This window comes from Frateuria sp. (genome assembly GCF_013362045.1).
In the GTDB taxonomy this organism is placed as follows: Bacteria; Pseudomonadota; Gammaproteobacteria; order Xanthomonadales; family Rhodanobacteraceae; genus Frateuria_A.
Window position 1 is genome coordinate 1 of record NZ_JABFWW010000144.1, and the last position, 7,697, is coordinate 7,697.

The 7,697-nt window shown below is 67.9% G+C and carries 7 protein-coding genes and 1 tRNA gene; 7 read left to right on the plus strand and 1 reads right to left on the minus strand.

Annotated features, from left to right (window positions below; genetic code table 11):
- Nucleotides 1-289: 289 nt before the first annotated feature.
- The 5 genes from pheS (at nt 290) to HOQ08_RS06930 (ending at nt 4,505) form a co-directional block, all read left to right on the plus strand.
- Nucleotides 290-1,285: a phenylalanine--tRNA ligase subunit alpha gene (gene pheS, locus HOQ08_RS06910; protein ID WP_291192667.1), complete on the plus strand. Its 996-nt coding sequence runs from the start codon at nt 290-292 to the stop codon at nt 1,283-1,285.
- A 20-nt stretch (nt 1,286-1,305) separates the two neighbouring features.
- Nucleotides 1,306-3,684, plus strand: coding sequence for a phenylalanine--tRNA ligase subunit beta (gene pheT, locus HOQ08_RS06915; protein ID WP_291192669.1), 2,379 nt, complete (start codon nt 1,306-1,308; stop codon nt 3,682-3,684).
- A gap of 1 nt (nt 3,685) precedes the next feature.
- On the plus strand, nt 3,686-3,985 hold the full coding sequence (gene ihfA / locus HOQ08_RS06920; RefSeq protein WP_091333672.1) for an integration host factor subunit alpha: 300 nt from the start codon (nt 3,686-3,688) through the stop codon (nt 3,983-3,985).
- The gene (locus tag HOQ08_RS06925) at nt 3,966-4,322 is read left to right on the plus strand and encodes a MerR family transcriptional regulator (protein ID WP_231349364.1); all 357 of its coding nucleotides are present in this window, start codon (nt 3,966-3,968) and stop codon (nt 4,320-4,322) included. Before ihfA ends, HOQ08_RS06925 begins: the two co-directional genes overlap by 20 nt.
- A gap of 106 nt (nt 4,323-4,428) precedes the next feature.
- Nucleotides 4,429-4,505: transfer RNA gene (locus HOQ08_RS06930), tRNA-Pro, on the plus strand.
- A 72-nt stretch (nt 4,506-4,577) separates the two neighbouring features.
- Here HOQ08_RS06930 and serA read toward each other — a convergent pair.
- Nucleotides 4,578-5,810: a phosphoglycerate dehydrogenase gene (gene serA / locus HOQ08_RS06935; protein ID WP_291192674.1), complete on the minus strand. Its 1,233-nt coding sequence runs from the start codon at nt 5,808-5,810 to the stop codon at nt 4,578-4,580.
- A 122-nt stretch (nt 5,811-5,932) separates the two neighbouring features.
- On the opposite strand from serA, the gene HOQ08_RS06940 reads away from it, so the two are divergent.
- Nucleotides 5,933-7,327 carry an FAD-binding oxidoreductase gene (locus HOQ08_RS06940; RefSeq protein ID WP_291192676.1) on the plus strand — a complete coding sequence of 465 codons (1,395 nt, stop codon included), beginning with the start codon at nt 5,933-5,935 and terminating at the stop codon, nt 7,325-7,327.
- Nucleotides 7,328-7,415: 88 nt separating this feature from the next.
- Nucleotides 7,416-7,697, plus strand: a 282-nt coding sequence (locus HOQ08_RS06945) for an alpha/beta fold hydrolase (protein WP_291192678.1), incomplete at its 3' end; no start/stop codon positions are given.

The following is a 7,697-nucleotide window of genomic DNA, read 5'->3' on the forward strand; positions in this document are numbered from 1 at the left end:
GGAAAAGGCGAAGGCCAGTCTAGCCGCTTGATCGTCGTCACCGACGGTATGCTGTAAATCAAGCGGGGAGAAGGCCAACGCCTTCTCCCCGTTTTTATTTAATAGCGTGCTCTTGTGCGTTCGCTTCCTCTCCCCTCCGGGGAGAGGATTGAGGTGAGGGGCCAAGGCTTGCCTTGGACGTCATCAAAGCCGCTTTGGTGTGGCAGCAGCGCAAGAGTGACCCCTCGCCCCAACCCTCTCCCCGGAGGGGAGAGGGAGCTGGAAGCAAAACCAAGCGGAAGCCGCACTGATGGACGATCTGGATAGTCGCGCGAACCAGGCCTTGGCCGATATCGAAAGCGCCGCCTCGCTCGACTCGCTCGAAACCCTGCGCGTGGGCCTGCTCGGCAAGAGCGGCATCGTCACCGCCGCACTGAAGTCGCTGGGCACCCTCGCCCCGGACGAGCGCAAGGCCCGTGGCGCCGAGGTCAACCGCGTCAAGGACCGCCTGGCCGAGGCCCTCGCCGCCCGCAAGCAGGCGCTGGAGCAGGCAGAACTCGACCGCCGCCTGGCTTCCGAGAAGATCGATATCACCCTGCCGGGCCGCGATGGCGAGCGGGGCGGCATCCATCCGATCACCCGCGCACTCGAGCGCATCGCCGCGATCTTCGCCCGCCTGGGCTACCAGCGCGCCGAAGGTCCGGAGATCGAGGACGACTGGCACAACTTCGAGGCGCTGAACTTCCCGCCGCACCATCCGGCGCGCGCCATGCACGACACCTTCTACTTCGGCGACGGGCGCCTGCTGCGCACGCACACCTCGCCGGTGCAGATCCGCTCGATGCAGGGCCGCCAGCCCCCCATCCGCATCATCGCGCCGGGCAAGGTCTACCGCAGCGACTCGGACCAGACCCACTCGCCGATGTTCCACCAGATCGAGGGCCTGCTGGTCGACGAGACCTCCAGCTTCGCCGACCTGAAGGGCACGCTGGCCGAATTCGTGCGCGCGTTCTTCGAGCGCGACTTCGAAATGCGCTTCCGCCCCAGCTACTTCCCCTTCACCGAACCCTCGGCCGAGGTGGACATCCGCTGGGATGCAGAAGACGGCAGCACGCGCTGGCTGGAGGTGCTCGGCTGCGGCATGGTTCATCCCAACGTGCTGAAGAACTGCGGCATCGATCCGGAGCGCTACACCGGTTTCGCCTTCGGCCTGGGCGTCGAGCGCTTCGCCATGCTGCGTTATGGCGTTTCCGACCTGCGCGCGTTCTTCGAGAACGACCTGCGCTTCCTCAAGCAGTTCGCGTGAGCCGGCAAGGAACCTGACGAATGAAATTCTCCGAGAACTGGCTGCGCGAGCTGGTCGAGATCAAGGCCGACCGCGCCCAGCTGGCCCATGCGCTGACCATGGCCGGGCTGGAAGTGGAAGAACTGACCGTGCTGGGCGAAGGTCTGGCCGGCGTGGTGGTGGGCGAGATCGTCGCCGCCGAGAAGCATCCGGAAGCCGACCGCCTGAAGGTGTGCAAGGTCGCGGCCGGGCAGGGCGAGCCGCTGCAGGTCGTCTGCGGTGCACCCAACGCGCGCGTGGGCCTGAAAGCTCCGCTGGCGATGGTCGGCGCGGTACTGCCGGGCGACATCAGGATCAAGGCCGCCAAGCTGCGTGGCGTGGAGTCGGCCGGCATGCTGTGTTCGGCCAAGGAACTGGGGATCGATGCCGACGCGTCAGGTTTGATGGAGCTGCCGGCCAATGCCGTGGCGGGCCAACCGCTGACCGAATTCCTCGGCCTGCCCGACGCCAGCATCGAACTGAAGCTCACCCCGAACCGCCCCGATTGCCTGGGGCTCGTCGGCCTGGCACACGACGTGGCCGCGCTGTTCGGCAGCCGCGTGCTGGTGCCGGTGCAGGAGCCGGTACCAGTGACCTCCGACGCACGCCGCGGCATCCGCCTGGAGGCCGGCAAGGATGCGCCGCGTTATCTCGGCCGCGTCATCGAAGGCATCGATGCCACCGCGCGAACGCCACTGTGGCTGGCCGAGCGCCTGCGCCGCGCCGGCCTGCGCCCGATCAGCGCCGTGGTCGACATTACCAATTACGTGATGCTCGAATTGGGCCAGCCGCTGCACGCCTTCGACAACGACACGCTGGAAGGCGACATCGTCGTGCGCCATGCGCGCGAGGGCGAGACGCTGGAGCTGCTCAACGGCAGCGAGGCGAAGCTGGACAGGGGATTCCTGCTGATCGCCGACGACAGGAAGGGGCTGGCCGTAGCCGGCGTGATGGGCGGCCATGACTCGCGCGTGACCGACGCCACCCGCAACGTCTTCCTGGAGTCCGCGCACTTTGCGCCGGCTGCGATCATGGGCCGCGCCCGCAAGCTCGGCCTGCACACCGATGCATCGCACCGCTTCGAGCGCGGTGTCGACCCGGAACTCCCGCGCCGCGCGCTCGAGCGCGCCACCGAACTGCTGCTGGCGATTGCCGGTGGCGAGGCCGGTCCGGTGCTGGTCGCCGAGAACGCGGCCGACCTGCCCAGGCCCGCGACGGTCATGCTTCGCCGCGCCCGCCTGGCGCGGGTGCTGGGTCTCGGCGTTCCGGACGAAGAGGTCATGCGCATCTTCACCGCGCTGGGCATGGCCGTGCAGGCCACGGCCGATGGCTGGCAGGTAAGGGCGCCAACCAGCCGCTTCGACATCGAACGGGAAGAGGACCTGATCGAGGAGGTCGCCCGGGTCTATGGTTACGATCGCATCCCCACCCATACGCCGGCCGGTGCGCTGACGCTCGCGCCCGAACCGGAGGCACGCATCGGCGAACTGGCGTTGCGCGAACAACTGGCCGCGCGCGATTACTACGAAGCGGTGAACCTGTCCTTCGTCAGCGCCGAGCTGCTCGCGCGCTGGGGCTTCACGCAGGACCTGGTGCCGCTGGCCAACCCGCTGTCGGCCGACCTGGCCGTGATGCGCCCCTCGCTGCTGCCGGGGCTCATCGAGGCGTTGCGCCACAACCGCGCACGCCAGCAGGAGCGGGTGCGGATGTTCGAGGTCGCCCGCGTCTTCGCCGCGGGCGACCCGCCCGTGGAAACGCCCAGCCTCGCCGTCGCCGCCTGCGGCAGCGCGCCTGCCGAACAGTGGGCCGAGCCGGCTCGCCCGTACGATTTCTTCGATCTCAAGGGCGAGCTGGACGCACTGCTGACCTGGGGCGGCGAGCCTGAGCGCTGGTCGCTGCATGCCGATGGCCTGCCGTCCTGGCTCCACCCGGGCCGCGGTGCCCGTGTCGCCCGGGACGGTGAGACGGTAGGCTTCCTCGGTGCGCTGCATCCGCAACTGGCCCGGCTGCTGGACCTGGGCCCGGACGTGCACGTCCTGGAACTGGCCCTGGCACCGCTGCTGGCGCGCCGGCTGCCAACAGTGCGGCCGGTGCCGCGCTTCCCCTCGGTGCGGCGCGACATCGCCGTCGAGCTGCCCGAAGAGGTGCGCTGGTCACAGATCGAACAGACTGTCCGCGGCACGCTCGGCAACGTGTTGAAAGAACTCAGGCTGTTCGACCGCTACAGCGGCAAGGGCGTCGATATAGGCCGAAAGAGTCTCGCTATGGGCTTGATTTTGCAGGACGCTTCACGCACGCTTACCGACGACGACGCGGACCGCTGCGTACGCGATGCGGTAGCCGCGTTGGAGTCGACATGCAAGGCAAAGTTGCGAGGTTGAGATGGCGCTGACCAAGGCGGAGATGGCCGAGCGCCTTTTCCTCGAGGTGGGCCTCAACAAGCGTGAGGCGAAGGAGTTCGTGGACGCCTATTTCGAGGTCGTCCGCGAAGCGTTGGAACGGGGCGAGCAGGTGAAGCTGTCGGGTTTCGGCAATTTCGACCTGCGTCAGAAGAACCAGCGACCGGGTCGCAACCCCAAGACGGGCGAGGAGATACCCATTTCCGCCCGTCGCGTGGTGACGTTCCGTCCGGGGCAGAAACTCAAGGTGCGAGTCGAGAGCTATGCTGGACCAAGGGAATAACACCGAACTGCCCGCCATCCCGGCCAAGCGCTACTTCACCATCGGTGAGGTCAGCGAGCTGTGCGGGGTCAAGCCGCACGTGCTGCGTTACTGGGAGCAGGAATTCCCTGCGCTCAACCCGGTCAAGCGCCGCGGCAACCGCCGTTACTACCAGCGCCACGACGTGCTGATGATCCGCCAGATCCGCGGCCTGCTGTACGACGAGGGCTTCACCATCACCGGGGCGCGCGCCAGGCTGGAAGGTCCGCAGGCGCGCATGGAGTCGAGCATCTCCCACCAGATCGTGCGCCAGGTGCGCATGGAACTGGAGGAAATCCTGACCCTGCTGCGTCGCTGAAACCGCAACGCGTCTGCTACAATTCGCGTTCTGTTGAAAGTGCGGCCCACGGATGGCCGCTTTTTGATCTTCGCGATCAGGACGATCGCAAAGGCAGAGTTCACGTCGGGGCGTAGCGCAGCCTGGTAGCGCATCTGCCTGGGGGGCAGAGGGTCGTCGGTTCGAATCCGGCCGCCCCGACCAATCCGGAAGTAAAAAAGCGGCGCCCAATGGCGCCGTTTTTTGTTTTGGCAGTCCTGCCCCGGCCCGGCCCGCTCAATACAGTACGCGCGTGCGCAGCGTCCCCGGAATAGCCGCCATCCGCTCCTTCAGCGCCTGCGCCTGCGCTTCGTCGGCGGCCACGTCGATCACTACGTAGCCCACTTCGGCGTCGGTCTGCAGGAACTGTGCGTCGATGTTGATGTTGCCGACGGAGAACACCTCGTTGATGCGCGAGAGCGTGCCCGGCACGTTGCGGTGGATGTGCAGCAGGCGGCGGCTGCGCGAATGCTCCGGCAGCGACACCTCGGGAAAGTTCACTGCCGACAGCGTCGAGCCGTTGTCGCTGTAGCGCACCAGCTTGCTGGCCACCTCGATGCCGATGTTGTCCTGCGCCTCCAGCGTGCTGCCGCCGATGTGCGGGGTGAGGATGACGTTGTCCATGCCGGCCAGCGGCGAGACGAAGGCGTCCTCGTTGCCCTTGGGTTCGGACGGAAAGACGTCCACGGCGGCACCGGCCAGGTGGCCCCTGAACAATGCGGCGGCCAGCGCGTCGACGTCGACCACGCTGCCGCGCGAGGCGTTGATGAGCAATGCTCCCTGCCGCATGCGTGCGAGCTGGTCGGCGCGGATCATCATGCGCGTGGCCGCCGTATCGGGTACGTGCAGCGTGACCACGTCGGCCATCTGCAGCAGGTCGTCCAGGCTTGCCGCGGCGTGCGCGTTGCCCAGCGCCAGCTTCGCCTCGATGTCGTGGAAAACCACGCGCATGCCCAGGCCCTCGGCCAGCACGCCGACCTGCGTGCCGATGTGGCCGTAGCCGACGATGCCCAGCACCTTGCCGCGCGCTTCGTAGCTGCCCGTTGCGGACTTGGACCAGCCGCCGCGATGGCATTGCATGTTCTTCTGCGGAATGCCGCGCAGCAGCATGATCGCCTCGGCGACCACCAGTTCAGCCACGCTGCGCGTGTTCGAGTAGGGCGCGTTGAACACCGGCAGGCCCAGCCGCCGCGCGGCGCCCAGCTCCACCTGGTTGGTGCCGATGCAGAAGCAGCCCACGGCGATCAGGCGCCGCGCGTGTTCCAGCAGCTCCGGGGTGAGCTGGGTGCGCGAGCGGATGCCGACGATGTGCGCCTCGGCCAGGCGGGCCTTGAGCTCGGCTTCCGGCAGCGCCTTCGGATGCGCCTCGATCTGCGTGTAGCCGGCCTGGCGGAAGGTCTCCTCCGCGCTGCGGCTGACGCCTTCGAGCAGCAGCACGCGGATGTCCTGCTTTGGAAAGGAGGTCTTCATGTACGCAAGTCCATGCCGGGGCGAGGGCCTACTATGCCAGAGCCGCCGGCGTTTTGCGGCACTGCAACACTGGACCGTGGCCCAGGCCCTCTGGCAGGCTGCGTATTCCGCATGGAGCCATCATGACCGATCCCCGCCTCGACGACCTGGCCGCCCGCGTCCCCGGACTGCGCCTGCTCACCGAACTGGCCGACCTCATCCATTACGGCCGCGACTGGACCCGACGCTGGGGGCCGGCACCGTTGGCGGTGGCCTTGCCCGATACGGTCGGGCAGGTGCAGGCGATCGTGCGCTGGGCCAACGGGTGCCAGATCGCGCTGGTGCCCTCGGGCGGACGCACCGGCCTTTCCGGTGGCGCCGTGGCGACCCGCGGCGAACTGGTGCTGAGCCTGGAGCGAATGAACCGCGTGCTCGGTTTCGACGCCACCGACCGGTTGCTCGAGGTCGAGGCCGGCATCACGCTGCACGCCACGCACGAGGCGGCGCGTGCGCAGGGGCTGCTCTATCCAGTGGATTTCGGCGCACGCGGCTCCTGCACCATCGGCGGCAACATCGCCACCAATGCCGGCGGCATCCGGGTGATCCGCTACGGCACCACGCGCGAGTGGATCGCCGGGCTGACCGTGGTCGCCGGCAACGGGGAGTTGCTGCAGCTCAACCGCGGCCTGGTCAAGAACTCCAGCGGCTACGACCTGCGCCAGCTGATGATCGGCTCGGAGGGCACGTTGGGCGTGGTGGTCGGTGCGCAGCTCAAGCTCACCGACCCGCCGCCGCCGGCGCAGACCATGCTGCTGGCCCTGCCGCACATGGACGCGCTGATGCAGGTGTTCGCGCTGTTCCGCACGCAGCTGAAGCTGCAGGCGTTCGAGTTCTTCACCGACGTGGCGTTGCGGCACGTGCTGGCGCACGGCGCGCAGCGCGCGATCGATGCGGACCAGCCGTACTACGTAGTCGCCGAGTACGACGCGGCGGACGAGCGCGACGAGCAGGCCGCGCTGCTGGCTTTCGAGGACGGCGTGCGCGAGGGCTGGATCAGCGACGGCGTGATCGCGCAGAGCGAGGCGCAGGCGGCCGCGCTGTGGCGGCTGCGCGAAGGCATCACCGAGAGCCTGGCGCCGCGCAAGCCGTACAAGAACGACATCGCGCTGCGCATCAGTGCCATGCCTGCGTTCCTGCACGAGATGCAGGAGCTGCTGGCGCGCGAGTATCCGCAGATGGAGGTGGTCTGGTTCGGCCACATCGGCGACGGCAACCTGCACATCAACGTGTTGCCGCCACCGGAGATGGAACAGGCGGAGTTCGTCGCCCGTTGCGAACGGGTGACGCAGCTGCTGGCCGACGCGCTGCAGCGCCACGGCGGCAGCATTTCCGCCGAGCATGGCATCGGGCTGGTCAAGCGCGCCTACCTGGGCAGCACCCGCAGCGCGGCGGAGATCGCGCTGATGCGAGGCGTGCGCCATGCGTTCGATCCCAATGGCATCCTCAATCCCGGCAAGCTGTTCGAGCAGGAGTCGTAAGGCTCCACGACGCATGTCGGTCGCGCCGTCGACGCGGGAACAGCGTGCTAGCCTTGACGGCTCACCGCCCTCCACGGAGACCCCAGGCATGACCCAGGAACGCCGCACGCTGTATCCGGAGATCGAACCCTACGACAGCGGCATGCTGCCGGTGTCGAGGCTGCATACGGTCTACTACGAGCAGAGCGGCAATCCCGACGGCAAGCCGGTGGTGTTCCTGCATGGCGGCCCGGGCGCGGGCGCGAGCCCGCGCTGCCGCCGCTTCTTCGACCCGGCCGTCTATCGCATCGTGCTGTTCGACCAGCGCGGTTGCGGCCGCTCCACGCCGCACGCCGAACTGACCGACAACACCACCTGGGACCTGGTCGCC